Consider the following 25858-nt stretch of genomic DNA (forward strand, 5'->3'; position numbering starts at 1 on the left):
GTCATACGACCAGCCGCCGGTGGAACTGCCGTCGACCCACGACGCTGCCGACCGTGAGCAGCGCGACCAGGTACGCAATGTGCAGGATGGCGCTCGGTACCGACAAGCCACCCAGCGTGACACCCCGTGCCAGTTCGATGCCATGCCACAGCGGGGAGATCCAGGCGAGCGGCTGCACGGCCAGCGGCAGCGCCGAGATCGGAAAGAACGTGCCGGCGAACAGGGTCATCGGCAGCACGACGAACCGGTTGATGGCGACCAGGCCGTGCCCGTCACCGCGAATCGTCGCGGCGACCGCCGCGACCGGCGCCGCGCATGCCGCCCCGGTGAGGACCGCGACCGGCACCGCAAGGGCGGCCATCGCGTTGGCCCAGCCGCCGAGGAAAATCCCGATCAGCAGGAAGATGACGGCCCCGATGAGCAGCCGCAGCACGATCCACAGCAGCTGCCCGGCGAAGAGCTGACCCGGGGTCACCGGTGTGGCGGTGACCGCGATGAAGTCCCGTTGCCACTGGAAGCTCGACAGGACCGGCCTGCCGGCCTCGGCGACGGCCGTGGTCAGGACAGTGCTCACCAGGAGCGCAGGAGCGATGTACTGCACGTAGGGGTAGCCGTCGGTGGTGGGGCCGGGCTGCACCTGCGAGCCGAAGCAGAGGCCCATCGCGCCCAGGAACAGCAACGGTTGGAGCAGGGACGCCTGCAGCGTGGTACGCCAGCTGCGCCGATACCAGCGCCAACAGGCCTCGACCCGGAGAGCGGCCGCGCGCCAGCCGCCGACGACCCCGCCGGTTGACTTCGGTGCCGCGACCATCGTGGTTCCCGCCATCGTCAGTCCACGAGCTTCCGGCCGGTCAACCTGAGGAAGACGTCCTCCAGGGAACTGCGACGGACGAGGCTGGAAAGGGGGTGGAAGCCCGCGGCGTGGATCCGGTCGAGGAGGCGTTCGCCGCTGTCGGAATACAGCAGGAAGCGGTCGGGCAGCGCCTCCACGCGTTCCGCGAGGTCGTCGAACGCCGTGCGATCCATCGGGGAGTCGGCGGGGAAGCGGAGTTCGACCACCTCGCGACTCGAGTACCGCGCGATCAGATCGGCGGGGGTCCCCTCGGCCAGGATGCGGCCACCATCCAGGACGATGAGCCGGTCGCAGAGCTGCTCCGCCTCGTCCATGTAGTGCGTGGTGATGATGAGCGTGACGCCCGCCTGCTTGAGCTGGTACAGCCGTTCCCAGAGCAGGTGCCGGGCCTGCGGGTCGAGCCCCGTCGTGGGTTCGTCCAACAGGACCAGTTCGGGATCGTTGACGAGCGCGCGGGCGATCGTGAGCCTGCGCTTCATGCCGCCGGACAGCGACTCCACGTGGTCGTTCGCCCGGTCCGAGAGCCGGGCGAACTCCATGAGCTCGGTGGCCTTGTCCGCAACGTGAGCCCGGGAGAGGCCGAAATATCGTCCATAGACGATGAGGTTCTCTCGGACGGTGAGTTCGTTGTCCAGGTTGTCCTGTTGCGGCACGACGCCGATCCGCGCCCGGATGTATGGGCCCCGGTCCCGCGGATCCATGCCGAGTATCCGCAGGTCACCACCGGAACGGGGGGACACGCAGGAGATCATGCGCATCGTCGAGGACTTGCCGGCACCGTTGGGCCCGAGAAATCCGAAGACCTCGCCGCTCTGAACTTCGAAATCGATACCGCGGACGACCTCGAAGTCCCCGAAACGCTTCTCCAGCGCCTTCCCCGACACGATTGCTGAAGGTGGAATATCGGCTTCCATCATTCCCTTGGGAGGTCCCTGGCCGACTGCCCCCGTGGCTGGCCGGCGGCGCAACGCTACTACGGGCGCACCGCGATGAGCAAGCAAGATCATGAATGGGAGAAGCCGGAGCAGGTCCGGGTGCATGTACGCGATGCCGGCGAGGATGACCGTCGGGACCGTCTCCTCGCCGTCCGCGGCTGCCCGGGTCGCTGCCGCCGCCTCGGGGTCGCGAACACTTTACCGGGCAGTGGCGAAGTGGGGTTGAGAGGATGGTGACAACGATGGAGACGGACGTGGATGTGGACTTGAATCCCTACGCCCGAGATGCGCCCGTCATCGCCACACCGCGCGGCGATGGCATGGCGCGGATCGGCGGAAGCGGGCGCAACGACGCCACGTTTCCCACGGACGCCGAGAAGATCGCTGAGGCCAGGCGGTCGCCGGAGCAGTTCGCGGCGGTGTTCGACCGGCACTACCGGCGGATCTACGCCTATGCGGCCCGACGATTGGGCCGTGACCTGGCCGAGGACGTCGCGTCGGAGACGTTCCTGGTCGCGTTCAGCCGGATCGACGGCTACGACACGAGCCGCCCGGATGCGGCGCCGTGGTTGTACGGCATCGCCTCGAATCTGATCGCCCGCCAGGGACGAGCCGAGTCGAAGCGGTACAAGACGCTGGCCAAGCTGTCGCCGGACGAAGCGGTCGGCGCCCACGACGACGCGGTCGCCGGGCGGCTCGACGCCGCGACCGCAAAGGGCCGGCTGGCCAGGGCGCTCGGCCGGTTGTCCACAACCGATCGCGACGTGCTGCTGCTGATCGCGTGGGCCGGGCTCAGCCAGCCCGAGGCGGCGGCGGCTCTCGACATTCCGGCCGGCACGGTCCGGTCACGGTTGCACCGCGCGCGCCAGGCGATGCGTGCGGCTCTGGGGGGAAAGGAACTTCAGTGAACGAGATCGACGTACTCCAGGATGTTTTCGGGCCGGACGAGGCCCCTCCGATGCAGGCGCACGACCGGGCCCGGGCGGCGCTGCTGGATCGGCTGAGCGGTCCCCACCCGGCGGCCCGTCGGCGCCCCCGCTGGACACTGCGGATCGCCGCGGCCGTGACGACCGCGGCGGCCGCCACCGTCGGTGTCGTCGCCGTGGAGAACCTGAACACGGCCGCGCCGAGCAGCGTCGGGCACGACACCGGCAAGCCGGGCGTGGCCAGTCGTCCGGTGCTCCCCCAGCTGCCGTTCGCCAAGCCGGCCGCGGCGGCCGAGGTGCTGGAGAACGCGGCGTTCACGGTCACGCAGAAGCCGTGGGCGAAGCCGCGCCCCGACCAGTTCGCCTACATCGACCGGACACAGACCCTCAACGAGGCGAAACTCGACGCGGAGGCGCCGAACGCGGCGCTGGTGAAGGGCAGGACCCATCAGACGCGTTTCGAGTCGTGGGTGCGCATCGACGGTGGGGTTCATGCCGAGCGGATCGACGGCGGGAAGGTCAAGGTCGCGGACAACGCACAGTTCACGACGGAGTCCTACGACGAGCTGGCCGGGCTGACCTCGCCGGAGAAGATCGACCGGTATCTCGCGAAGCCGAAGCGGTCCGGGTGGTTCAACCCCGCCATGATGGTCCTGCAGGAGGTTCTCCCGCCGGACGTCGAGGCCGCGGTCTTCCGCTGGTATGCCCGCAAGCCTGGCGTGAAGATCGACACCAGTGCCGTCAACCTCGACGGCCGCCCAGCGGTCGCGGTGACGTTGAACGTCGAGGGCTGGGTCAAGGACGAGTTCCTGTTCGACCCGAAGACCTACCAGTTGATCGGCCTGCGCTCGGTGGCGGTGAAGAACCACGTCTCCGAGGCGCTCGACGGGACCAGCCGGTTCAAGAAGGGCGACGTGCTGAACCTGGAGATCCGCAGCCGGGCTGGGATCGTCGACAAACTGGGCGACACGGCCTGACGGGACGGGGGGCGCGCAGTCCTGCGACGAGGGTTCGGCGCCCGGACATGGCTCACACTGCGATGACCTTGTAACCCCCGGCCCACGGGTCGATTACGACTACGGCACCGCCTTCCAGTGGGTGCTCACCCGTGGGACGCGAACTTCGGCAAGATCCGGGTGTGGACCGGCACCTCCTGGTCGGCGGCCGGCTACCTGAAGCCGGACACCGACTGGCACCGGGTCTCCTTCCTCGTGGACCCGACCGGCCAGCGGGTGGAGCTCACCATCGACGGCACCCAGATCGCGGCGCCGTTCTCCAAGACGACCAAGAACGGCTGGGGCACCGAGGTTGCGGCTCGCCTGCAGGCTGAGGCGATCTCCCTCTACCCCGGTTCCACGGCCACGTGGGGCCCGCAGCACGAGGTGCTGGTCAAGGACTGGACCTGGACCCGGTCGTAAGACTGCACGTACGGCATTGAGCAGGCGGACGGCCCGGGACTCCTCGTCCCGGGCCTTCTGTCTGCACACGCGCCGCGATCAGTCATCAACGCCGTCCGGCAACGCCTGCGGTGACCGGTGGGCCTGCCGGAGCGGAAGGCGCGCCATCACCCCTGCGGGCCCGCCGAGGCGATCGACGAGTGCGGGCGAGACGTACAGCGACTCGACGGTGTGGTGATCCAGGCCGTTGAGTGTCGCCTGGGTGGACTTGCCCGCGTACAGGTGCAGGTGGAGCAGGTTCAGGCTGCCCGGCAGCGGTCGTCCGTAGCGCTTGGCGCCGGTGGACCCGTCGTAGGAGAGCAGGAACGACACGTCTCCGGCCACCGCCTCGGCCAGATGCCGGAGGAAGGAGTCGTGATCGAGCCCCGCCATGTACCGGTGATCGCGCGCGCGGGAAACGCCCTGATACGGGGGATCCAGATAGACGACGTCGCTCCCGGCTGCGCCGAGCAGCATGGCCGGGTAGTCGGTGACGGTCGCCACCGTCGAAGGATTCAGCGTACGTGAGGTGCCGATCAGCCTGGCCCGCATGGTGTCCGGTTTCGCACCCAGACGGCGCTGGTCGGCGCCCTGATTGAACGCACCGTCCCGGTTGTACCGAACAGCGGCCTTGACGCAGCGCGCCAGCAGATACAGCAGGAATTGCGGATCGCCGGTGGCATTGAACTTCGCGCGAATCTCATCGTAGTAGGCGCGCGGATCGGCGCGCTGTTCGTGCCAGAGGCGCTCGTAGTCATCCGCCAGCGCGGCGGGTTCGTCCAATATCCGGACCCACAGCGCGATGAGGGGCTCGTTGATGTCGCAGATTCGGGCGGCGCGCGGAATGCCGAGGTGCTGCGCAGCGATCGTGACCGCCGCCGAGCCCGCGAACGGCTCGACGAGCGTGCCGGTGTCCGAGGGCAGCAACGGGACGATCGCGTGCGCGAGCCGGCGCTTGCTGCCCTGATAGGGGATCGCATGGGGGACGTTCTCCAGCGCGGCGATTCGCCCGGGCATCACGGCGTTGTCCATCACGCCGGTCAGTCTGCCGCCCCGGCCTGACGTCGAGCCGCCTCGGCGCGCAGGCGCGGGCCCAGTGGCAGTGGCCTCAACCAATCCCGAACCGCCTTTTTGCCCGATTTTACCGTTATGTCGAGCGGTCAGCGACCGGCCCGCGATGTGTCGGACAGCTCACCCCAACTTCTTTCAGCGCGTTGCGCCAACGCCGATGGAGAAACGGACGAAATGGGGGGTGGACCATGGATCACAGTGCGACCGGTGCCGAGCGGCTGTCGGCGGCCCTGCTGGAGGTCGAGGACTCCATCGTCTGGGACTTCGAGACCGGCCTGGCCCTCGTCACCGACCTGGAGCGGCAGGCCGAGGACCTGGGCGACGAGATGCTCGTCGCGCGAGCCCGCCTCTGCCGGGCGAACCTGCTCATCCGGACCGGCGACATCGCCAGTGCCGCCCGGCAGGTCTACGAGATCCACGAATGGGCGACCACGCACGGCGACCGCCGGCTGCGCTCGCGCAGCCATCTGGCCTGCGCGAACGTCGAGCGGCTCTTCGGTGACCTGGCCAAGAACCTGGAACACACGCTGAGCGCGGTCGAGCTGCTCGACGAGACCGCTACCCCGTTCATGCAGGTGTGGCACCGCACCAAGCTGGCCGATGCACTGTCCATCACCGGCGCGATGGACGCGGCCCGGCCGCGCTACCGCCAGGCCGAGCAGCTGGCCCGGGAGTTCGGCCTGTGGCAGCGGCTGGCGATCCTGCTCAACAACTGGGCATACGCCGAGTACGCCGCGGACGAGTTCCCCCGCGCCCAGGAGGTGGCCGCGCGGCTGCAGGAGCACGCCGCGGACCACGGCATCGACCTCGATCCCACCGCGCTGGACACGATCAGCGCGATCCAGATCGGCAACGGCCAGTACGCGGATGCCGAGCAGACGATGCTGAAGTGCATCGAGCTGCACCACGCGGGCCAGTGCGACGCCGCGGACGACCTGGCCGACTATCGCCTCACCCTGGCCCGGGCCCAGCGCGGCCTCGGCGCCCTCGACCGGGCTCAGGCCAGCCTGGACGCCTCCCGGGAGCTGTGCATCGAACGCGACCTGCACGAGATCCTGGTCCGGGTGCACCGGGAGCAGGCCGAGCTGCACGGTGCGCGCGGCGAGTTCACCGCGGCCTTCGAGATGTACAAGGTCTTCCACGCCGCGCACGAGAACCTGCGTTCCAAGCAGCGCGAGGCGCAGGCGCAGACCCGGCAGGCCATGTTCGAGACCGCCGAGGCCCGCGAGGAGGCCGAACGCTTCCGCGAGCAGGCCCGCCGCGACCCGCTGACCGGCCTGCGCAACCGGCGCTACGTCGACGAGGAACTCCCCGCCCTGATCGCGGCCGACCCGGACCTCACCGTGGCGATCGTCGACCTGGACTACTTCAAGCGGATCAACGACCAGCTCTCCCACGACGTCGGCGACCGGGTACTGGTCCAGGTCGCGAAGCTGCTGGAGACCGAACTGGCCGCGGTCGCACCGGACGGGTTCGCGGCCCGGCTGGGCGGCGAGGAGTTCCTGCTGGTGCTGCCCGCGACCGTGGTTCCCGTCGCGACCGACCGGCTCGACGGCATCCGGCGGGCCATCCGCGCGTACGCGTGGCAGGAGATCACCGGCACACTGCCCGTCACGATCAGCATCGGGGTGGCCGGCGTCCACGAGGCCCCCGACCTCAGCCAGCCGGCCCTGCTGTCCACGGCGGACCGCAACCTCTACATCGCCAAGCGCACCGGCCGCGACCGCGTCGTCTCCGCGACGGCGCGGGACCGCAAACGTACCTATCGCGACCTCGACGCGGCCTGAGTGCCGTCACCGGCGACGTGGTTGGCGTCGTCGCTTCCGGTCACCGTGACGACCTCGGCCCGCGCCGCCGTCACGGGCAACACCCGGCCGCGCTGCGCGGCCACCAGCTCCGGCCCGGCCTCGACCAGGCCTCCGCAGCACAGGCAGTCGATCATCCCGAAGCCGTCGCAGGCAGGGCACACGACCCAGGTGGACGCCGCGTGCGCCGCCACGCATTCCGGCGCCGCACACCAGCGATGCCCGCACCACAGGCAGACCTGCGCGAAGTTGAGCCGCAGCGGCTTCAGCTCCATCCCGTTGACGCTGGTCGGCATCCGCTCGTGTGCCATCGGCCTTCCTCTTACCACGACAGAGGGGTCGGCGCATCAGAGCGACCTACGTGGCGCCAACTTCCCTAGTGAAGGAACCGCTCGTCAGCGTAGGACATTCACTAGAGAAGTCAATGCGTGCGAACGAACCTGGCACGCCAGCCGGAAATCAGCCCGCTCTAGTCGTTGATCAGGTCGTAGACGAAGACGTAGGCCGTTCCGTCGAAGGTCATGTCGTTGATCTCGATTGGACGGTCGTCGGCGGTGAACGCCACCCGCGTGATCGTGACAACGGGGTTTCCGGACGGCAGCTCGAGCAGGCGGGACTCCTCCGGCGTCGGCATCCGTGCCGCCAGTTCCTCCACCCAGCGTTCGGGACCCAGGCCCTTGTCCCGCAGACGCCCGTAGACGCCGCCCGGGCCAGGATCAGGCTCCGCGATCGGCGTGCCGTCAGCGATCTCCGCCGGGAAGTAGGACGTCGCCAATTGAACAGGCTTGTCGTCGACGCGGTAACGGCGGCTGCGTCGCAGCACGGATTCGCCGGGCCGAAGCTCCAGCAGGGACGACAGCCGTTCGTCGGCGGCCACCGTGCCGACGGAGAGCACTTCGGTCGCGTGGGCCCGGCCGCCGAGTTCGGCCGTCTGGATCGTCGCGCCCGACGTCCACCGTTCGGTACGGAGCCGTCGTGATCCGTACCGGTAGACGGGCTGGAAGCGTCGCACGAATGTGCCGACCTTGGGCACTGTCTCGACCAGTCCACTGTTGCGAAGGACGCCAAGCGCCTCACGGGCGGTGACCCGGGCAACGCCATAGCGCTTGATCAGGTCATTCTCCCCCGGCACCCTCGAGCCCGGCCCGAGCTGGCCGGACTCGATCGCCATCCGGAGGTGCTCGGCGATCTGCTGATACACCGGCCCCGAATCCGGCGCCAAGTCTCGAAGGAAATCCACGGCCCCGTCCCTCTCTAGGGAAGAGAGACTACCCGGAACCGTACTCGGCCACCCTGGCGTGGCCGCCGTGAATTTGCCCGTAACCCAGTCTCAGCGGTGCAGGGTGTCCGAGGGTGGGCAGCCGTAGGCCGCGCGGTAGTAGGCCGCGAACCGGCCCAGGTGGGCGAACCCCCACCGGTGCGCGACCGCGGCCACCCCGATTCGGGACGGGTCGGCCGTACGCAGCTCGTCGTGTGCGCACGCCAGCCGCACCTTCCGGAGGTACCCCATGGGAGTGGTGCCCACCTGCTCGCTGAAGCCCTGCTGCAGCGTCCGTACGCTGACCCCCGCGCTCCGGGCCAGAACACTCAGGGTGAACGGCTGGGCCGGATCGGTGTGGATCGCGTCGATGGCACGCCGCACCGGGGCGGAGCGCGACGGCCCCACCGGCCGGTGCAACGCCTCCCGGTCCGGGTGCTCGGCGGTCAGCAGCAGCCCGCGCAGCACCGCGTCGGTCATCGGCTGCATCACCAACGGGTGGGTGGCGAGGCCGTCCGGGTTGGTGATCTCCGCGGTGAGGGTTTGCACCAGCCGCGCCCAGCTGCGTTCCGCGGGACCCGTGAGGTCCAGGCTGGCGCCGAACAGGATGGGGCCTTCGACAGCGCGGCCCAGCAGCGCGGACAGGGTCGTCTCCAGGGCCTGCCGGTCGACCACCACCGTGTGGGTCAGGGATGCGTCCGTCGAGCGGACGAGGATGTCTCCCACCGGCCGGTACACCGATGCGGCGGCCGTACTGATCTCGGTCTCGACGCCGCGATGCCGCGACCGCATCCGGCCCTCCCCCGCGAACGCGACGGTGTATCCGCCCTGCAGGTCCGGCACGCCGACCCGCACCCCGAGGCTGTGAAACGCCCGGTTGACCCGCAGCGGGCCGAACCCGAGCTGCTCATACCGGCAACGGTACGGCTGTCCCGCGGTCAGCACCGCGATCTCCAGCGGCATCAGCGCCTGTTCGATCCGCGCCCGCGCGTCGTCCACGTCCTCCGTCTCGAAGGCGTCGAAAACTACAGTGGACGGCCGATGCATTTGCCGATTATCGGCCGGGTAAGCAGCCGGAAACCAGGGCGGCGGAGCACGGCCCCAGCGCCCTCGCTCATACCCGGAACTGGCCGACCAGTCTGTGCAGTTCGCTGGCCAGGCGGGACAGCTCCTCGGCCGTACGGTTGGCCTCGCTCACCCCGACCGTGGTGTTCTGCGCCACCTCTGCGACGCCGGCGATGGTTTCGGTGATGTTCGTGGTCCCGGTCGCGGCCTCGCCCACGTTGCGCCCGATCTCGCTCGTGGTGGCGGTCTGCTCCTCCACCGCGGACGCGATCGTGTCCGAGTACGTGTTGATCCGCTCGATCACGTCGGCGATCTCCGCGATCGCGCTGACCGCGGCACCGGTGTCGGTCTGGATCGCCTGGATCCGGCTGGAGATCTCCTCCGTGGCCTTCGCGGTCTCCTGCGCCAGGTCCTTGACCTCGGAGGCCACCACGGCGAACCCCTTACCCGCCTCACCGGCCCGGGCCGCCTCGATCGTCGCGTTCAGCGCCAGCAGGTTCGTCTGTTCCGCGATCGAGGTGATCACCTTGACGATGTTGCCCACCTCGGCGGAGGACACGCCCAGCTTCGCCACGGTGGCGTTGGCGGCCTTGGCCACCTCGACCGCGCCCCGCGCGATACCCGCCGCGTCCGTGGCGCTGCCCGCGATCTCGCGGATCGACGCGGTCATCTCCTCCGCGGCCACGGCGACCGTGTCCACGTTCGCCGACACCTGCAGGGCCGCCGACGACACCATCTCGGCGCGCGAGCTGGCCTGCTGCGCGTCGACCGCCATGCGGGCGCTGACCGTGGCCATCTGCTGGGCCGTACCGGCCAGGCTCTGGCTGCTGCCGCCGATCTGGCCGATGGTCGCCCGCAGGGTGCTGGCGGCCCGGCCCAGCTCACCCGCCATCACGCCGATCTCGTCAGTCGCGTCCGCTTCCGCGGAGCAGGTCAGATCGCCGTCCGCGATGGAGCGGATCACGGTCGACAGGTCCCGTACGCGCCGGGACACCCCGCGCGCCACCAGCAGCCCGAAGATCGTCGCCAGCGCCAGCCCGGCCACCAGGATCGCGACCGTCACGGCGCGGGCGGTGGTGTACCGGGCCCGCGCGTTCGCCGCACTGGCGGTCGCCGCCTTGTTCTCCTCGGCGACCAGCTTGTCCAGCTCGGACATGGCCGCGAACGCGACCGGGTTGAGCGACTTGTCGCGAATCTCCGCGACGTCGTTGTGGTTACGGCTGGCCGGTACGAAGTCCGTGTCCCGCACCGTGCGGTACTTCTGCCACACCGCCACCAGCTGGTCGAGCCTGGCGGGGTCGACGGTCGTCTTCCGGTACGCCGCGACGTCCTGGTTGAAGGTCACGTCGCCGGCCTTCATGGCCTGCTCGTACTGGTTCATCCCGGCAGTGGTCCGGGACAGCGCGTGGTTCAGCACCCAGGCGCGCATGTCGCCGATGTCCACGGCGATCTTCCCGAGCTGCTGGCTGGGGACGACGCTCTTGCTGTACAGCTCCTGCGCCGAGGCGCTCAGCCGCGACATCTGCACGATCGCGAAGATCCCGACACCGGCCCCCACAACCGCCAGTACCACCACGATCATGAGGATCTTGGTGTACATGGGGCGGTTGAGAATGAAGCGTGTCAGAGCTCCGGGTCGCTTGCCGGGCTTCTGGGCGGCGGCAGTCATCAGCGTGGACCTCATCGGGGAGATGAACGGTGTCAGACCCATACATCGGTCGAGAGGGCGCCTTCTTGACCAATGTGAGGTCACGGTTGCACTAGATGCGGTTGGATGATCACTGATCGTTACCCTGCCCGGGCGACCCGTCCGGGGTCCCACGTCCGGGTGACGCCTGCCGGGAGTACGGCGGGAGCGGTGCAGGATGGGATTTCCGCTCGGTGACTGCGGCGGTACTGATCGGGAGGGTGCGGATGACGAGCCCGTTTGGAGTGCGTACGCACGACGACGGTGACGGGGTCGCCCGGCTCGTGGTCCGTGGAGAGATCGACAGCGACGTCAGCGCCGCCTTCACCGAGGCCATCATGGGAGCCGCTGGACAGAGCGGGGTGAGCACGCTGGTCATCGACCTGCGGCAGGTCTCGTTGCTGGCCGCGGCCGGTGTCCGGTCCCTGCTCGAGGGGCACGTCGAGGCGGCCCGCCACGGGTGCGCGTTCCGGGTGGTGAACACCCAGGGGATCGTCGAGCGGGTGCTGCGGGTCGCCGGGGTGATCGAGGTGCTCGGCGTGGACTCCGCCCCCGCGCGGGCGCGCCGCTGAGGCGCGACCGGCGCGAGGAACCGGGTCAGGCCGCCGCCGCTTCGAGGTCGGCGCAGGGAACCGGGGTCAGGCCGCCGCCGCTTCGAGGTCGGCGCGGGTGAGCAGGGCCCGCAGCGTGATGCCGGCCTTGGCGAGCGCCTCCGCCCCGCCCTCCTGCCGGTCGATGACGCACACCGCGTGATCCACGTGAGCGCCCAGCTTGCGCAGCTCCTCCGTGGAGATCACCACCTGGCCGCCGGAGGTGACGACGTCCTCGACCACGAGGACCCGCCGCCCGGCGACCTCGGCGCCTTCGGCCAGCCGGGCAGTGCCGTACGCCTTGGCCTGCTTGCGCACGAACGCGCACGGCAGCTTGGCGTGGCGCCCGAGCGCGGTGACGACCGCGATCCCGCCCATCTCCAGCCCGGCGAGCACCTCGGTGCCCTCGGGGATGAGGACCGCGAGCTGCTCGGCGAGCCGGTCGAGCAGCTCGGGATTGGCCTCGAACTGGTACTTGTCGAAGTATTCCGTGGCGGTCCGGCCGGAGCGCAGGACGAATTCGCCGGTCAGCCGGCTGACGTCGCGTACCTGGCGGGCAAGGTCGGTGTCGGTCACAAGGTCACAGCCTGGCAGGCGCGGCGGACCGCCGCGCAGCCGGGGGCGCCGGACGGTCACCCGAAGGCGTACTTGCCCCGGAGCGGCCTTGCACCTTGTCCTGTTTAGAGTAATTTGCGACCCATAGACGATGAGGCCCTGAAAGGAGTGTCGTGACCCCCTTCGCGTTTCTGTTCGTCATCGCCCTCGCCGGGTCGTCGTGTTTCGCGCTCGGCCGCGCGCTGGGCCGCGGCGAACGGTACGAGAAGGGCTACCGCGACGGATTTCGCGACGGCGAGACCGGCTCGCTGGCCCGTGCCGCCCGGCTGATCCAGCTCAACCACCGCTCGGGCGTGGCGCCGCCGCTCGAGTCGCTCGTGCTGCCGCACCCCGTGCCGCACCAGCTCCCGGCGCGCGGGGTCGGACCGGCGGTCGTGGGGGTCCCCGCCCGCCCGCAACTGGCGCTATAGGTCAGCGGCCAGCAGCTCGGCGATCTGCACCGTGTTCAGGGCGGCACCCTTGCGCATGTTGTCGCCGGTGACGAACAGGTCCAGTGCCCGCGGGTCGTCGATGGCCCGGCGGATCCGCCCCACCCAGGACGGGTCCGTGCCCACCGCGTCGATCGGCATCGGGAACTCGCCCGCCTCCGGGTCGTCGACCACGATCACGCCCGGCGCGTGCCGCAGCACGTCGCGGGCGCCGTCCGCGTCCAGCTCGGCCGCGAAGACCGCGTGCACCGCGATCGAGTGACCCGTCACCACGGGCACCCGTACGCAGGTGGCGGACACCTTCAGATCGGGCAGGCCGAGGATCTTGCGCGACTCGTTGCGCATCTTGAGCTCCTCGGACGACCAGCCCCACTGGGCCAGCTCCCCGGACCACGGCACCACGTTGAGCGCCAGCGGGGCCGGGAACGGGCCGAGGTCGTCGCCGACCGCCTGCCGCACGTTGCCGGGCCGGGAGCCCAGTGCCCGGTCCCCCGCCACCTTGCTGAGCTGGTCGTGCAGGACGTCCACGCCGATCTGCCCCGCCCCGGACACCGCCTGGTACGACGCCAGCACGAGCTCGCGCAGGCCGTACTCGTGGTGCAGCGGGGCGATCGCCATGATCATCGCCATCGTGGTGCAGTTGGCGTTCGCAACGATGCCGCGCGGGCGGTGCTCCAGCGCCTCGCGGTTAACCTCGGGCACCACGAGGGGGATGTCGGGCTCCATCCGGTACGCCGACGAGTTGTCCACCACGGTCGCGCCCCGGGCGACCGCGACCGGGGCCCACTCGAGCGACACCTCGTCGGGCACGTCGAACATCGCCACGTCGACGCCGTCGAACGCCTCCGCGGTCAACTCCCGCACCACGAGGGTCTCGCCCCGGCAGGTCAGCTCCCGACCGGCCGACGAGGCCGACGCGAGCAGCCGGATCTCGCCCCAGACGTTGCGCCGCGACGAGAGCAACTCGAGCATGACCGTGCCGACGGAGCCGGTGGCTCCGACGACCGCGAGAGTGGGCCCCGCCACGATCAGCGCGTCTCTGCCATGACGGCGCCTACCGCCCGGTGCCGGCGTAGACCACCGCCTGCTCGTCGCCGCCCAGCTCGAACTGCTCGTGCACCGCGCGCACCGCGGTGTCGAGGTCGGTGTCGCGGCACACCACGGACACCCGGATCTCGGAGGTGGAGATCATCTCGATGTTCACCCCGGCCTCGCCGATGCACGCGAAGAACTGCGCGGCCACACCCGGGTGCGAGCGCATGCCCGCGCCGATCAGGGACACCTTGCCGACGTGGTCGTCGAAGAGCAGGCTCTTGAACTTGATCTGATCCTGGATCTTGTTCAGCGCGGCCATCGCGTTCGGGCCGTCGGCCTTGGGCAGGGTGAACGAGATATCCGTACGGCCGGTGCCCTCGGTCGACACGTTCTGCACGATCATGTCGATGTTGATCTCGGCGTTGGCCACCGTGTTGAAGATGCGGCCCGCCGCGCCCGGCTCGTCGGGCACCCCGACGATCGTGATCTTCGCTTCGCTGCGGTCGTGGGCCACACCGGTGATGAGCGCCTGTTCCACGGAAGGATCCTCCATCGATCCGGTGACCAACGTGCCTGGCTTGCTGGAGTAGGACGAGCGTACGTGGATCGGCACGCCGAACCGGCGGGCGTACTCCACGCATCGCAACATCAGTACCTTCGCCCCGCCCGCGGCGAGCTCCAGCATCTCCTCGTAAGTGATCTTGTCGATGTGCCGCGCGTTGGAGACGATCCGGGGGTCGGCGGTGAAGACGCCGTCCACATCCGTGTAGATCTCGCAGACGTCCGCGTGCAGCGCGGCGGCGAGCGCCACCGCGGTGGTGTCCGAGCCGCCGCGCCCGAGCGTGGTGATGTCCTTGGTGTCCTGGCTGACGCCCTGGAAGCCCGCGACGATCGCGATCGCGCCCTCGTCCAGCGCGGTGCGCAGCCGACCCGGGGTCACGTCGATGATCCGGGCCCGGCCGTGCACCGAGGTGGTCAGCACCCCGGCCTGTGAGCCGGTGTACGAGCGGGCCTCGTAGCCCAGGTTGTGGATCGCCATCGCGAGCAGCGCCATCGAAATGCGCTCACCCGCGGTGAGCAGCATGTCGAGTTCCCGGCCGGGGGGCAGGGGGCTGACCTGGTTCGCGAGGTCGAGCAGGTTGTCCGTGGTGTCACCCATCGCGGACACGACCACCACGACGTCGTGGCCGGCCTTGCGGGCGTCCACGATCCGCTCGGCCACGCGCTTGATGCGCTCGGCGTCCCCGACAGAGGAACCGCCGTACTTCTGCACCACCAGCGCCACGGCGAACGACTCCCTCCAGCGGCGTACGTGCCGGCGCCGCCGGGGTCGGCGGCGCCTTTCAGGTCCGGACCAGCCTAGCCGCGGCCGTCCCACGCTTCGACAGGCGATCCCAGAATCCGGCCATCGGTACGACACGCCGGGGCCGGTTCCGCCCGTACGGCCAGGGTTACGGCCCAGGGAGGCGAGAATGTCGCGGTGCGCCCCACCCCTGTTGTTCGACGCGGTTTGTCCGCGTTGACCGCCGTGCTGCTCGCCATCGGCGTCACCGCCTGCGGCGACGCGTCCCCGGCGACGCCGCCCGCGAGCCCGTCGGCATCCGTGGCAGCCGTGCCCGACCCCGGCGCCGCCCGGGTCGACCTCGCGGCGCGGGCCGCCCTGGCCCAGGACCACCGGTACGCGGCGCTGTACCGGTGGACCGCGCCGGGCCAGGCCCCGCGCGACGTCGTGGTCACGGTGGCGACCGACGGCAGCTGGCGGGTCGACATTCCCGGCGGGGCGCTCGGCGGCACCGCGGACGTGTCGATCGTGCAGACCGCGGCCGGGGTGTACCAGTGCTCGCTGCCGTCGCCGACCCAGCCCGTGGTCGCCTCCTGCGTACGGATGGCCGACCCCGGCGAGCGGATCCCCCGCCTTTACGACCCGAAGGTGCAGCGGGTCTTCCGGCAGTGGCTGAGCGTCTTCACGGACCGCCGGGCCGCGCTGTCGGTCACGTCCGCGAAGCCGCTTGCGGGCGCGCGGGGCCAGTGCTTCGCGATCGACACGATCTCGGCGTCGATGAACGCCACCTTCGACGTGGGCATCTACTGCTACGCCGACGACGGGCTGCTCACCGCCGCCCGGCTCGACTTCGGCCAGATCGTGCTCGCCGGCTCGGTCGCCGCCCCACCGCCCCGGGTGCTGCTGCCCGGGCCGGTACGCGCGGGCGACCCGATGGGGATGACCGCACCCCCACCGTCCCCGTCGATACCGCCGAGCCTCATTCCCTCAGCTGAGTGAAACGGCTGGTCCCACGATCCGGGCGTAGAGTTAGCGATGACCGAAATGATCACGTAGGGTCATCTGCGACATGTGGTACGCGCTCCTTCTTCGCTGCCGCGACGAGGCCCCATCCCTGGCCGGCACCTCGTCGCGGAGTTGACGCGCGCCGGTCGGCCCATGGCAATGACCACCTCGCCTTGCCGCACCCGCTGACCCGAGGAGCACACCCATGTCATCTGACGTCTCCGATGATCCGATCGCCCGGCAGCGCCCCAGCGCGATGCCGTTCCACCGCTACCGCCCGTACCTGAATCAGTTCGCCGTCGATCTGCCCGACCGCCGCTGGCCCGGCCGCCGGATCGAGACCGCCCCCCGGTGGTGCGCGGTCGACCTGCGCGACGGCAACCAGGCCCTGATCGACCCGATGTCGCCCGAGCGCAAGCGGCGCATGTTCCAGCTGCTGGTGCAGATGGGCTACAAGGAGATCGAGGTCGGCTTCCCGGCCGCCAGCCAGACCGACTACGACTTCGTCCGGCAGCTCATCGAGCAGGACCTGATCCCGGACGACGTGACCATCCAGGTCCTGGTGCAGTGCCGCGAGCACCTGATCGACCGGACGTTCGACTCGCTCCGCGGCGCCAAGCGCGCCATCGTGCACTTCTACAACTCCACGTCGATCCTCCAGCGGCGCGTCGTGTTCGGCCTGGACAAGGACGGGATCACGGACATCGCCACCAGCGGCGCCCGGCTGTGCCAGAAGTACGCGGAGATCTACACCCCGGACACCGAGATCTTCTACGAGTACTCCCCCGAGTCGTACACCGGCACCGAGCTGGACTACGCGCTGGAGATCTGCTCGAAGGTCATCGACGTCATCGACCCCACCCCGGCCCGGCCGCTGATCGTCAACCTGCCCGCCACGGTCGAGATGGCCACCCCCAACGTGTACGCCGACTCGATCGAGTGGATGCACCGCAACCTGCCCCGCCGCGACAGCGTGGTGCTGAGCCTGCACCCGCACAACGACCGCGGCACCGGCGTGGCCGCCGCCGAACTGGGCCTGCTGGCCGGTGCCGACCGGATCGAGGGCTGCCTGTTCGGCAACGGCGAGCGCACCGGCAACGTCGACCTGGTGACGCTGGGGCTGAACCTGTTCTCCCAGGGCATCGACCCGATGATCGACTTCTCCGACATCGACGAGATCAAGCGCGCCGTCGAGTACTGCAACCAGCTCCCGGTGCACGAGCGCCACCCGTACGTGGGTGACCTGGTCTACACGTCGTTCTCCGGCTCGCACCAGGACGCCATCAAGAAGGGCTTCGGCGCGTTGCAGGCCGACGCGGACGAGGCCGGCAAGCGTGTCGACGACTTCGAGTGGGGCGTGCCGTACCTGCCGATCGACCCGAAGGACCTGGGCCGCAACTACGAGGCGGTCATCCGGGTGAACTCCCAGTCCGGCAAGGGCGGGGTGGCGTACATCATGAAGGAGGAGCACAAGCTCGACCTGCCGCGGCGGCTGCAGATCGAGTTCTCCGGGGTGGTGCAGCACGTCACCGACGTCGAGGGCGGCGAGATCTCCCCGCAGCAGATGTGGGACATCTTCGCGGCCGAGTATCTGGTCGACCACCAGCAGTTCGGCATCGTCGGGCTGGAGCGCTACTCGACCGCCACAGTGGACGGCAAGGTCGAGATCGACGCCGAGGTGATGCACCGCGGGGCGCGGCGGGCGCTGCTGGGCGTCGGCAACGGCCCGATCGACGCGTACGTGCAGGCGCTGAAGCCGCTCGACGTGCAGGTCCGCGTGCTCGACTACCACGAGCACGCGCTGTCCTCCGGCGGCGACGCCCAGGCCGCCGCGTACGTCGAGTGCGAGGTGGGCGACACCACGGTCTGGGGCGTCGGCCTCGACGCCAACATCGTCACCGCGTCGATCAAAGCCCTGACCAGCGCGGTCAACCGGGTCCGCTGAGCCGTGCCGGACGGTCCGGCCGGTTCGCCCGGCCGGACCGTCCGATGGCATCAGCCGCAGGCGACCTTGCCGAGGTGGCGGCGCTCTCCTCGTCGGCGTGCCTGTCAAGGTCCCGTCCGGGCGACGCGCCGGATGATCCGGACGGCGGGTGACAGGTCCGGCCATGCGGGCGTAACGCTCATACGATGGCTGTGTGCCTGCCCCCCACATGCGCACCGCGATCCGCGCCGCCGCCCTCGCCCTCCTCCTCGCCGCTGCCGCCGGCTGCGACCCCGCACCCGGCGACGCGTCCGCCGGTGGTGCCACGCCGACCGGCCGCGCGCCGGGAACGGCGACCGAGGCAGCCAAGCAGCTCGACACGCTCACCGTGGCCGCGCCGGGCTCGATGCGCGGCTACAGCCGGGCGAAGTTCCCGCACTGGGATCGCACCGGCACCAACTGCGACGTCCGCGACTCGGTGCTCAAGCGCGACGGCGCCAAGGTCAAGACCTCCGGATGCAACGTCGTCGGAGGCAGCTGGACCAGCGTGTACGACGGCAAGGTGATCGACTCGCCGGCCCAGGTCGACATCGACCACGTCGTACCGTTGGCCAACGCCTGGCGTTCGGGCGCGTCCGCGTGGAGCACCCCGCAGCGGGAGCAGTTCGCGAACGATCTGGACGACCCGCAGCTCGTCGCGGTGTCGCAGGGCTCCAACCGGGCCAAGGGCGACCAGGATCCGTCGACCTGGAAACCTCCGGCGCGCGAAAACTGGTGCGCATACGCCCAGGATTGGGTAGCGGTGAAGGGTCACTGGAAGCTGACCGTCACCTCGGCCGAGAAGGCCGCCCTCGAAGACATGCTGGAGACCTGCTGATGTCCGACACGGCCGACCCCGCCGCCGCCACCGCCGACCCCGCCGCCACCGGGTCCCCGGCCAGCCCTGCCGCTGCCGAACCTGCCGCAGCCACCAGCCGGACCGCCGACTTCACCGCTGGGCCCGGCGGCGTGATGACCGACGAGGTCGGCGTCGTCACCGGCGACCTCACGCTGCGCACCGAGCTGTCGGGCGGCGAGGCCATCCTGCGCGTGCAGTACAAGGACGCCGACGAGTGGTATGTGATCACCGGCGGCCGGACGCGACTGAGTGACCCGGCCGACCTGGACGCGGTACACGCGATCGCGTTGGGCCTGCTCAATCGCCCGGAGGGCTGATCGCGCGGGGACCGGAGGTGGGGCATTCCCGCCCGGATTCCGGGCGGCGGAACCACGTGATCGTCCCTAGCATCTAGGGGCCCGACATCCCTCGGTTCACCCAAAGGAGTCACCTTTGCCCCGCACTGCCCTTTTTCGTGCGCTTGCGCCGTCCAGAATTGCCCTCGCCGGTCTCACCGTCGTGTCCATCGGCGCGGTGGCCACACCCGCGAATGCCGCGACCTCCGGCGTGGTCTCCGTCGTAGAGACCACGAAGGTGCAGTACAAGGCGGCGAAGGGCACGACCAACAAGGTCGTCGTCACCCGCTCCGGGAACACGATCACGGTCGATGACCGGGTTGCGCTCAAGGCGGGAAAGGGCTGCGAGGCGGTCAAGGGCGACCGGACCCAGGTGCGATGCACCCCTGCGAAGGACCCCACCCGGATCCGGGTCTACCTCGGCGACAGGAACGACTCCGTGGTCAACCAGACCGACCTCGGGATGACCGCCGACGGCGGCAGCGGCAACGACCGGCTGACCGGCGGCCCGCGCGGCGACAACCTCCGCGGCGGCACCGGGTCCGACAGGCTGTGGGGTCTGGGCGGCCGGGACTACCTGCGCGGACAGGACGGCAACGACCGTCTCTCGGCCGGCGACGGCGATGACAACCTGGACGGCGGGGTCGGCAACGACATCCTGTACGGCGGCAACGGCGCCGACTACCTGTGGGGCATGGAGGGCGACGACAAGGAGTACGGCGGCGCCGGCCGCGACGTGTTCTGGGAGACGTTCGACCCGACCGTGTCGGACGCGGATGTGCTCTCCGGCGGGAGCGGCGAGAACGACGAGGTCAGCTACTCGGGGCGCGACAAGGCGGTCACCGCCGACGCCGACGGAGTCACCGGCGACGACGGGGCCAGGAACGAGCACGACTCCATCGGCACAGACGTCGAGGCGATCATCGGGGGCAACGGCAACGACCGGCTGGGCGGCACGGCCCGGCGCGACGTGTTGACCGGCGGCTGGGGCAGCGACACGCTGCTCGGCGGCGGTGGCGACGACACACTGTTCGGGCAGGGGGGCAACGACCGCCTGGAGGGTGGCGCCGGTGACGACCTCCTCGTCGGCGACGATTCCTTCGCCGCCCCGGCGACAGACGTGCTGCTCGGCGGTCCGGGCAGGGACACGGTCACCTACACCGACCACAGCCGGGCGGTCACGGTTGACCTCGACGGCTCGGCGGGCGACGACGGCCAGACCGGTGAGCACGACACGGTCGGCGACGACGTCGAAGGCATCGTCGGCGGCGCGGGCAACGACCAGCTCACCGGCAACGCCGCGGACAACATGATCTACGGGGGCTCCGGTGACGACGTCGTCCACGCCGGGGCGGGCAATGACCTGGTCGTCGGCGAGGACGGCCGCGACTCGATCTACGGCGAGGCCGGGGACGACGATCTGAGCGGCGACGACAGGTACCGCCCCGACGTGCCGGACCGCCTCGACGGCGGCGCTGACGCGACCGCCGCGGGCGACCTCTGCCGGGCGTACCAGAACGACGTCGTGGTGAACTGCGAGCGCGACCGCCCGTGAGATAGGCCCGCCCGTGAGATAGGCAAAGCGGCTGCCGACCCGGTGGGGTCGGCAGCCGCGTTCGTTTCAGATCAGGCGGAGGCGCCGGCCGGGCTGCGGCCCTGCACGGCCTCACCCTCGACCACCGGGAAGTGGCAGGCCGTCTGGTGCGACGCCGGGTCACCCGCGCGCGGCACCAGCGGCGGCTCCTCCGTCGCGCAGATCTCCTGCGCCTTCCAGCACCGGGTACGGAACCGGCAGCCGGACGGCGGGTTGATCGGGCTCGGCACGTCGCCGGTGAGCAGCACCCGGTTGCGCTGGGCGCGGTCGCGGCGGCTCGGGTCGGGCACCGGCACGGCCGACATCAACGCCACGGTGTACGGGTGCCGCGGGCTCGCGTACAGCGCGTCCCGCTCGGCGATCTCCACGACCTTGCCCAGGTACATGACCGCGACCCGGTCGGAGATGTGCCGCACCACGGACAGATCGTGGGCGATGAAGACGTACGTGAGGTCGAACTCGCTCTGCAGGTCGTCCAGCAGGTTGACGACCTGGGCCTGGATCGACACGTCCAGGGCGGAGACGGGCTCGTCCGCGACGATGAGCTTGGGCCGCAGCGCGAGCGCCCGGGCGATGCCGATGCGCTGGCGCTGGCCGCCGGAGAACTCGTGCGGGTACCGGTTGTAGTGCTCCGGGTTGAGGCCGACGAGTTCCAGCAGCTCCTGCACGGCCTTCTTGGTGCCCTGCGGGGTGGGGATCTTCTGGATCTGCAACGGGGCCGAGATGATCGAGCCGACCGTGTGCCGCGGGTTCAGCGACGAGTACGGGTCCTGGAAGATCATCTGCACGTCGCGGCGGAACGGCCGCAGCGCGCCCGTGGACAGGTGCGAGATGTCCCGGCCCTGGAACAGGATCTTGCCGCCGGTGGGCTCCAGGATCCTGGTGAACAGGCGGCCCGCGGTGGACTTGCCGCACCCCGACTCGCCGACCACGCCCAGCGTCTCGCCGGCGCGCACGGCCAGGTCGATGCCGTCGACCGCGCGCACCGCGCCGACCTGGCGCTTGAACAGCCCCTTCGTGATCGGGAAGTGCTTCTGCAGGCCCGTCACCTCGAGCAGGTTCTCGCTCATCGTCTTGTCACTCCCGCTCACAGGTTGGGTGCCACGTCGCGCTGGAAGAGTTCCCAGCGCTGCTCCGGCGACAGGTGGCACGCGGCCGCGTGGTGGCCGCCGCGCAGCACCGGCACCTCGGTGAACGACCGGTCGCCGTTCAGCCCGGCGTACGGGCACCGCGGGTGGAAGGCGCAGCCCGAGGGCAGGTTGATCAGGCTGGGCGGCGAACCCTTGACCGGGTTCAGGCGCTCGCGCAGGTCACGGTCGAGGCGGGGCATCGACCCGAGCAGACCCCACGTGTACGGGTGCTGCGGCTGCTCGAAGACGGTGTGCGCCGGGCCCCGCTCGATGATCTTCCCGCCGTACATGACGAGGACGTCGTCGGCGAGCTCGGCCACGACCCCGAGGTCGTGGGTGATCATGATGACCGCGGAGCCGAACTCCTCCTGCAGGTCCCGGATGAGGTCCAGGATCTGGGCCTGCACGGTCACGTCCAGGGCCGTGGTCGGCTCGTCCGCGATGAGCAGCGACGGGTCGTTGACCAGCGCCATGGCGATCATCGCGCGCTGGCGCATACCGCCGGAGAACTGGTGCGCGTAGTCGTTGAAACGCCGCTCCGGCTGCGGGATGCCGACCCGGGCCAGCATGTCGATGGCGCGGGTCCGCGCCTCCTTCTTGCTGGCGCGGGGGTTGTGCACCCGGTACGCCTCGACGATCTGCGCCCCGACCGTGAAGTACGGGTGCATCGCGCTCAGCGGGTCCTGGAAGATCATCGACATCTTGCCGCCGCGCAGGTTGCGCACCTGCTCGTCGGTGGCGGTCACCAGCTCCTGGTCGTCCAGCCAGACCTGACCGGTCACCTTGGCGTTGCTGCGGGTGCGGTGCAGGCCGAGGATGGCCAGCGAGGTGACGCTCTTGCCGGAGCCGGACTCGCCCACGATGCCGAGGGTCCGGCCGCGCTCCACGGCGAACGACGACTCCGAGACGGCCTTGACAATGCCGTCGTCGGTCTCGAACCGGACCGTCAGGTCCTTGATGTCCAGGTACGGGCGGCCTGCCCGGTCGGCCGGGCGGGCAGCACCGGCCAGCGAGTCGATCGACATGTGGTCTTCCTCCTCAGCCCAGCCGCACGCGCGGGTCGATGACGCCGTAGAGCAAGTCCACGATCAGGTTGATGATGACGATGAAGAACGCGGCGATCAGGGTGACCCCGATGATGATCGGCAGGTCGTTGCCCCGGATCGCGGTGAGTGCCTGCAGGCCGATGCCGTGCAGGTTGAACGCGGTCTCGGTGAGGATGGCGCCGCCGAGCAGCGCACCGAGGTCCAGACCGAAGATGGTGATGATCGGCGTCAGGCCCGAGCGCAGCGCGTGCTTGCTGATCACCGAGCGCTCCCGCAGACCCTTGGCCCGCGCCGTACGGATGTAGTCCTCGCCGAGCGTCTCCAGCATGTTGGCGCGGGTGAGCCGGGCGTAGGTCGCGGCGAACAGGAACGCCAGGGTGATCCACGGCAGGATCAGGCCGGACGCCCACTGCAGCGGATTCTCCGTGAACGGCGTGTACGACGGATTCGGCAGCCATTCCAGCCAGTACACGAAGATGGCCGACGAGAGCAGCGCCGTGAAGTAGATCGGCATCGAGACGCCGGCCAGCGCGGTGGACATCACCGCTCTGTCCAGCAGGCTGCCTTTTCGCAACGCCGAGATGACGCCCGCGCCGACCCCCATGATGAGCCAGATGATGGCCGCGCCGATGGCCAGGGAGATGGTGACCGGAAGGTCACCGAGCAGCTTGGGGGTGACCTCCTCGTCGGTCTTGAACGAGTACCCCATGCACGGTGCCGGGCAGTGCGTGACGTCCGGGCCGTTCGCGTAGTCGCGGCCCACGACGAGCCCCTTCAGGAACTTGCCGTACTGCACGATCACGGGGTCGGCCAGACCCAGCTTGGTCCGGATGCCCTCCACGGAGACCGCGTCGGCGGTCTTGCCGATGTAGAGCAGCGCCGGATCGCTTCCGGTGATCTTCGGGACCATGAAGAAGATGCCGAAGGTCACCAGCGTGACCACGAGCAACGTGAGTACGGCGTTGAGGAGCCGCCGAATGATGTATGCCAACACGACGTTCGGCCGAACAGCGAGCGGGCGCCGATCCTTGTGGGACCGACGCCCGCCCACCGCGGGCGGCCTTCACCTGCCCTTCGTTCTTCCCGGCACGTGCGTGCGGGCGGGGATGTTGCTACTTGCCGCTGCTGACGCCCAGGGCCTGGAAGTCGACCATGCCGAACGCGTCGTGGACGTAGACGTTCGTCAGCCGCGGGTTGCGGTAGTTGAGCGCCTTGTCGAACACGAACGGCAGGTAGTACGCGCCTTCCATGACCTTGGTGTTGATCTGGTTGTACAGGCCGTACGCCTTGGTCAGGTCGGTCTCCTGCGCGGCCTGGTCGAACAGGCCGTTGATCGCCGGGTCGTTGATCTCCGGCAGGTTGAAGTTGCCGTTCGGCAGGATGAACCGGCCGTCGACCAGCGCCTGCAGGTAACCCGTGCCGGAGGGCCAGTCGGCACCCCAGCCGGCGATCATGATGCCGTAGCCCTTCTTGTGCACGTTGTCGGGCGAGCCGACCACGGACGCGATCTGGGCACCGTCGTACTGGTCGATCTTGGCGTTGATGCCGACCACCTTGAGCGACGCCTGCAGCGCCTCAGCGGTCTTGATCTCGGCCGGCTTGTTGTTGCGCACCGCGATGACGGTGTCGAAGCCGTTCGGCTTGCCACACGCCGCGAGGGCCTGCTTCGCCTTGTCGGCCTGCGGCTTGCCCTGCGCCCGGCCGTACGGGTCGTACGACGGGTCCGCGCCACCGATGTTCGGCGGCAGCATGTTCGTGCCGATGTCGCCACCGGCCACCGGGCCACCCCGCGCGGCCTGCAGCGCGGTCGGGTCGGAGGCGTAGATGACGGCCTTGCGGCACTCGACGTTGTCGAACGGCGCGACCTTCTGCGACATGCCGGCGTACCGGATGAAGCCGGTGATCGGGGTGTCCGCGTTGGCCCGCAGGTTCGGGTCCTGCAGGATCTTCGCGCGGGCCGCGGCCTGCACGCCGGTCTGGCCGACGTCGATGTCCGCGGTGCCGGCGATCAGGCGGCTGTCGAGGTCATCGGCGTTGGTGGTGATCGTCAGGTTGATGTTGTCCGGCAGCGCCTTACGGATCGTGTCGGTCGACTGGTCCCAGTTGGGGTTGCGGACCCACTTGATGCTCTTGCCCGGGTCGTACGACTGGATCATGTACGGGCCGGAGGAGGCGGGCTTCTTGCCGTACTGCGCGCCGGTGTCCCGCTTCTGCGGCACCGGGCCCGAGCCCGGCATGGCCAGCAGGTACGGGAAGTCCGCGAACTGCTTGGCCAGGTGGAAGACGATCGTCGAGTCGTCCGGCGTCTCGACGGCCTTCAGGCCCAGCTTGTTCGGGTCGGTGTCCTTGTACGGGCCCTTGTACTCGTGCTTCGGGTCGAGCAGGTCGATCAGGTACACCGGGCCACCCGGGACGACGTCCTGCGCGAACACGCGCTCAACGCCGTACTTGATGTCCTTGGACGTGATCGGGGTACCGTCGTCGAACTTGATGCCCGACTTGAGCTTGAACGTGTAGGTCTTCTTGTCCGCGCTGATCTCCGGCGCGGCCTGGGCCAGGTCGGGCTGGAGCTTCAGGCCGTCCTTGCCGACCGCGCCCGCGTAGTCCACGAGCTTGCGGGTGTAGAGCCGGTTGAGGTCCCACACGAACGCGTAGTACCCGCGGACCGGGTCCCACGAGTCGGCGTCCTGCGCGCTCCAGAGTTCGAGCGTGCCGCCCTTGGCGGTGCCCGGGTTCACGACCGAGGTCGTGGCCGCGTTGTATGTGCTCTTGCCGGCGGTGTTGGTGCTGCCGTTCTTGCTGCTGGACCCGCCACCGCACGCGGCGGTGGTGAGACCCACAGCGACGGCCACACCTGCTGCCGCCACCACCCTCGCCTTACTAGCCACCTGTCCTCCTAAGTTCCTTGAACAGCGGAGCCTTGCGGCTTCGCGGATCGTG

General features: G+C 69.7%; 25 protein-coding genes. 11 read left to right on the forward strand and 14 right to left on the reverse strand.

The annotated features are described in order from the left end of the window. Window position 1: 1 nt before the first annotated feature. Both ACMCNO_RS33715 and ACMCNO_RS33720 read right to left on the reverse strand, forming a co-directional pair. Window positions 2-826: an ABC transporter permease gene (locus tag ACMCNO_RS33715; protein ID WP_412753442.1), complete on the reverse strand. Its 825-nt coding sequence runs from the start codon at window positions 824-826 to the stop codon at window positions 2-4. Between the two features lie 2 nt (window positions 827-828). Further along, window positions 829-1767 (reverse strand): ABC transporter ATP-binding protein, encoded by a 939-nt coding sequence (locus ACMCNO_RS33720; protein ID WP_412753909.1) that lies wholly within the window; start codon window positions 1765-1767, stop codon window positions 829-831. Window positions 1768-2030: 263 nt separating this feature from the next. Between ACMCNO_RS33720 and ACMCNO_RS33725 the strand changes: the two genes are divergently transcribed. The 3 genes from ACMCNO_RS33725 (at window position 2031) to ACMCNO_RS33735 (ending at window position 4132) form a co-directional block, all read left to right on the forward strand. Beyond that, window positions 2031-2696 carry an RNA polymerase sigma factor gene (locus ACMCNO_RS33725; RefSeq protein ID WP_412753443.1) on the forward strand — a complete coding sequence of 222 codons (666 nt, stop codon included), beginning with the start codon at window positions 2031-2033 and terminating at the stop codon, window positions 2694-2696. Beyond that, window positions 2693-3691 (forward strand): CU044_5270 family protein, encoded by a 999-nt coding sequence (locus ACMCNO_RS33730; RefSeq protein ID WP_412753444.1) that lies wholly within the window; start codon window positions 2693-2695, stop codon window positions 3689-3691. Before ACMCNO_RS33725 ends, ACMCNO_RS33730 begins: the two co-directional genes overlap by 4 nt. Before the next feature lie 117 nt (window positions 3692-3808). Next, the gene (locus ACMCNO_RS33735) at window positions 3809-4132 is read left to right on the forward strand and encodes a hypothetical protein (RefSeq protein ID WP_412753445.1); all 324 of its coding nucleotides are present in this window, start codon (window positions 3809-3811) and stop codon (window positions 4130-4132) included. Between the two features lie 78 nt (window positions 4133-4210). Here the strand turns inward: ACMCNO_RS33735 and ACMCNO_RS33740 are convergent, their stop codons facing one another. Continuing rightward, window positions 4211-5182: a DNA adenine methylase gene (locus ACMCNO_RS33740; RefSeq protein ID WP_412753910.1), complete on the reverse strand. Its 972-nt coding sequence runs from the start codon at window positions 5180-5182 to the stop codon at window positions 4211-4213. A gap of 227 nt (window positions 5183-5409) precedes the next feature. On the opposite strand from ACMCNO_RS33740, the gene ACMCNO_RS33745 reads away from it, so the two are divergent. Further along, a complete protein-coding gene (locus ACMCNO_RS33745) occupies window positions 5410-7008 on the forward strand; it encodes a diguanylate cyclase (RefSeq protein ID WP_412753446.1) in 1599 nt (532 codons plus the stop codon). Here the strand turns inward: ACMCNO_RS33745 and ACMCNO_RS33750 are convergent. The 4 genes from ACMCNO_RS33750 to ACMCNO_RS33765 all read right to left on the reverse strand — a co-directional run bounded on the left by ACMCNO_RS33750 (window position 6984) and on the right by ACMCNO_RS33765 (window position 11018). Then, window positions 6984-7337, reverse strand: coding sequence for a hypothetical protein (locus ACMCNO_RS33750; RefSeq protein WP_412753447.1), 354 nt, complete (start codon window positions 7335-7337; stop codon window positions 6984-6986). The genes ACMCNO_RS33745 and ACMCNO_RS33750 overlap by 25 nt on opposite strands. Before the next feature lie 158 nt (window positions 7338-7495). Next, window positions 7496-8266: a GntR family transcriptional regulator gene (locus tag ACMCNO_RS33755; RefSeq protein ID WP_412753448.1), complete on the reverse strand. Its 771-nt coding sequence runs from the start codon at window positions 8264-8266 to the stop codon at window positions 7496-7498. Between the two features lie 90 nt (window positions 8267-8356). Further along, entirely contained in the window at window positions 8357-9331 is a 975-nt protein-coding gene (locus ACMCNO_RS33760; RefSeq protein ID WP_412753449.1) for an AraC family transcriptional regulator, read from the reverse strand. A gap of 67 nt (window positions 9332-9398) precedes the next feature. Then, complete coding sequence (locus ACMCNO_RS33765) at window positions 9399-11018, reverse strand: methyl-accepting chemotaxis protein (protein ID WP_412753450.1); 1620 nt, start codon at window positions 11016-11018, stop codon at window positions 9399-9401. Between the two features lie 245 nt (window positions 11019-11263). Here ACMCNO_RS33765 and ACMCNO_RS33770 point away from each other — a divergent pair, with 245 nt between their 5' ends. Next, window positions 11264-11608 (forward strand): STAS domain-containing protein, encoded by a 345-nt coding sequence (locus tag ACMCNO_RS33770; protein ID WP_412753451.1) that lies wholly within the window; start codon window positions 11264-11266, stop codon window positions 11606-11608. A 66-nt stretch (window positions 11609-11674) separates the two neighbouring features. Here the strand turns inward: ACMCNO_RS33770 and pyrE are convergent, their stop codons facing one another. After that, window positions 11675-12202: an orotate phosphoribosyltransferase gene (gene pyrE / locus ACMCNO_RS33775; protein ID WP_412753452.1), complete on the reverse strand. Its 528-nt coding sequence runs from the start codon at window positions 12200-12202 to the stop codon at window positions 11675-11677. A gap of 152 nt (window positions 12203-12354) precedes the next feature. Between pyrE and ACMCNO_RS33780 the strand changes: the two genes are divergently transcribed. After that, window positions 12355-12651, forward strand: a complete 297-nt coding sequence (locus tag ACMCNO_RS33780; protein WP_412753453.1) for a hypothetical protein — start codon at window positions 12355-12357, stop codon at window positions 12649-12651. Here the strand turns inward: ACMCNO_RS33780 and ACMCNO_RS33785 are convergent. Continuing rightward, window positions 12646-13698: an aspartate-semialdehyde dehydrogenase gene (locus ACMCNO_RS33785; RefSeq protein WP_412753911.1), complete on the reverse strand. Its 1053-nt coding sequence runs from the start codon at window positions 13696-13698 to the stop codon at window positions 12646-12648. The two genes, ACMCNO_RS33780 and ACMCNO_RS33785, sit on opposite strands and share 6 nt — an antisense overlap. Window positions 13699-13723: 25 nt before the next feature. Beyond that, on the reverse strand, window positions 13724-14989 hold the full coding sequence (locus ACMCNO_RS33790) for an aspartate kinase (protein WP_412753454.1): 1266 nt from the start codon (window positions 14987-14989) through the stop codon (window positions 13724-13726). A gap of 195 nt (window positions 14990-15184) precedes the next feature. On the opposite strand from ACMCNO_RS33790, the gene ACMCNO_RS33795 reads away from it, so the two are divergent. The 5 genes from ACMCNO_RS33795 to ACMCNO_RS33815 all read left to right on the forward strand — a co-directional run bounded on the left by ACMCNO_RS33795 (window position 15185) and on the right by ACMCNO_RS33815 (window position 20703). Beyond that, entirely contained in the window at window positions 15185-15985 is an 801-nt protein-coding gene (locus tag ACMCNO_RS33795) for a hypothetical protein (protein ID WP_412753455.1), read from the forward strand. A 211-nt stretch (window positions 15986-16196) separates the two neighbouring features. Further along, window positions 16197-17936, forward strand: coding sequence for a 2-isopropylmalate synthase (gene leuA / locus ACMCNO_RS33800; protein ID WP_412753456.1), 1740 nt, complete (start codon window positions 16197-16199; stop codon window positions 17934-17936). 208 nt (window positions 17937-18144) lie between these two features. Then, complete coding sequence (locus ACMCNO_RS33805) at window positions 18145-18792, forward strand: HNH endonuclease family protein (RefSeq protein WP_412753912.1); 648 nt, start codon at window positions 18145-18147, stop codon at window positions 18790-18792. Further along, complete coding sequence (locus tag ACMCNO_RS33810; RefSeq protein ID WP_412753457.1) at window positions 18792-19130, forward strand: hypothetical protein; 339 nt, start codon at window positions 18792-18794, stop codon at window positions 19128-19130. The genes ACMCNO_RS33805 and ACMCNO_RS33810 overlap by 1 nt, the downstream gene beginning before the upstream one ends. A 196-nt stretch (window positions 19131-19326) precedes the next feature. Next, window positions 19327-20703: a calcium-binding protein gene (locus tag ACMCNO_RS33815; RefSeq protein WP_412753458.1), complete on the forward strand. Its 1377-nt coding sequence runs from the start codon at window positions 19327-19329 to the stop codon at window positions 20701-20703. Between the two features lie 71 nt (window positions 20704-20774). Here the strand turns inward: ACMCNO_RS33815 and ACMCNO_RS33820 are convergent, their stop codons facing one another. The 4 genes from ACMCNO_RS33820 to ACMCNO_RS33835 form a co-directional block, all read right to left on the reverse strand. Beyond that, window positions 20775-21812: an ABC transporter ATP-binding protein gene (locus tag ACMCNO_RS33820; protein ID WP_412753459.1), complete on the reverse strand. Its 1038-nt coding sequence runs from the start codon at window positions 21810-21812 to the stop codon at window positions 20775-20777. 17 nt (window positions 21813-21829) lie between these two features. Continuing rightward, window positions 21830-22897, reverse strand: coding sequence for an ABC transporter ATP-binding protein (locus ACMCNO_RS33825; RefSeq protein ID WP_412753460.1), 1068 nt, complete (start codon window positions 22895-22897; stop codon window positions 21830-21832). Window positions 22898-22910: 13 nt separating this feature from the next. Beyond that, complete coding sequence (locus ACMCNO_RS33830) at window positions 22911-23912, reverse strand: ABC transporter permease (protein ID WP_412753461.1); 1002 nt, start codon at window positions 23910-23912, stop codon at window positions 22911-22913. A gap of 118 nt (window positions 23913-24030) precedes the next feature. Next, complete coding sequence (locus ACMCNO_RS33835) at window positions 24031-25806, reverse strand: ABC transporter substrate-binding protein (protein WP_412753462.1); 1776 nt, start codon at window positions 25804-25806, stop codon at window positions 24031-24033. Between the last annotated feature and the right edge of the window lie 52 nt (window positions 25807-25858).

Origin of the sequence: Krasilnikovia sp. M28-CT-15 (genome assembly GCF_047159595.1) — a bacterium.
Classification (GTDB): domain Bacteria; phylum Actinomycetota; class Actinomycetes; order Mycobacteriales; family Micromonosporaceae; genus Actinoplanes.

Bases quoted from the DNA above. Each gene is read 5' to 3' on its own strand.
- ACMCNO_RS33760 (WP_412753449.1), bottom strand. From the start codon at position 9,331: ATGCATCGGCCGTCCACTGTAGTTTTCGACGCCTTCGAGACGGAGGAC.
- ACMCNO_RS33770 (WP_412753451.1), top strand. From the start codon at position 11,264: ATGACGAGCCCGTTTGGAGTGCGTACGCACGACGACGGTGACGGGGTC.
- ACMCNO_RS33740 (WP_412753910.1), bottom strand. From the start codon at position 5,182: ATGGACAACGCCGTGATGCCCGGGCGAATCGCCGCGCTGGAGAACGTC.
- ACMCNO_RS33750 (WP_412753447.1), bottom strand. From the start codon at position 7,337: ATGGCACACGAGCGGATGCCGACCAGCGTCAACGGGATGGAGCTGAAG.
- ACMCNO_RS33720 (WP_412753909.1), bottom strand. From the start codon at position 1,767: ATGGAAGCCGATATTCCACCTTCAGCAATCGTGTCGGGGAAGGCGCTG.
- ACMCNO_RS33725 (WP_412753443.1), top strand. From the start codon at position 2,031: ATGGAGACGGACGTGGATGTGGACTTGAATCCCTACGCCCGAGATGCG.
- ACMCNO_RS33820 (WP_412753459.1), bottom strand. From the start codon at position 21,812: ATGAGCGAGAACCTGCTCGAGGTGACGGGCCTGCAGAAGCACTTCCCG.
- ACMCNO_RS33805 (WP_412753912.1), top strand. From the start codon at position 18,145: ATGCGCACCGCGATCCGCGCCGCCGCCCTCGCCCTCCTCCTCGCCGCT.
- leuA (WP_412753456.1), top strand. From the start codon at position 16,197: ATGTCATCTGACGTCTCCGATGATCCGATCGCCCGGCAGCGCCCCAGC.
- ACMCNO_RS33765 (WP_412753450.1), bottom strand. From the start codon at position 11,018: ATGACTGCCGCCGCCCAGAAGCCCGGCAAGCGACCCGGAGCTCTGACA.
- ACMCNO_RS33810 (WP_412753457.1), top strand. From the start codon at position 18,792: ATGTCCGACACGGCCGACCCCGCCGCCGCCACCGCCGACCCCGCCGCC.
- ACMCNO_RS33715 (WP_412753442.1), bottom strand. From the start codon at position 826: ATGGCGGGAACCACGATGGTCGCGGCACCGAAGTCAACCGGCGGGGTC.
- ACMCNO_RS33745 (WP_412753446.1), top strand. From the start codon at position 5,410: ATGGATCACAGTGCGACCGGTGCCGAGCGGCTGTCGGCGGCCCTGCTG.
- ACMCNO_RS33825 (WP_412753460.1), bottom strand. From the start codon at position 22,897: ATGTCGATCGACTCGCTGGCCGGTGCTGCCCGCCCGGCCGACCGGGCA.